Raw genomic sequence first — 250 nt, forward strand, 5'->3', positions numbered from 1 at the left:
GTCCTGGCCTTCCCGATGACCTTCTATGCCCACCGAGGGCTGACGCGCTTTGTGCTCTCGGGCCGAGAGGGTTCTGATATCACCGAAGTGGTCGAAGAGCATTTCGGGATCAAGGCCGGTGCGTTGATCACCTTGCTGTATTTCTTGGCGATCTTTCCGATCCTGCTGATCTACAGCGTTGCCCTGACCAACACCGTCGGCAGTTTCCTTGAACACCAATTGCACATCACGCCGCCACCACGGGTGATTC

At 56.8% G+C, this 250-nt stretch carries 1 pseudogene; it reads left to right on the plus strand.

The features are described from left to right. Window positions 1–250: pseudogene (locus tag AAEZ08_RS23265) on the plus strand (HAAAP family serine/threonine permease); the annotation flags it as partial.

It is taken from the genome of Pseudomonas sp. E45-MNA-CIBAN-0222, assembly GCF_040310405.1.
GTDB classification, from domain to species: domain Bacteria; phylum Pseudomonadota; class Gammaproteobacteria; order Pseudomonadales; family Pseudomonadaceae; genus Stutzerimonas; species Stutzerimonas stutzeri_AC.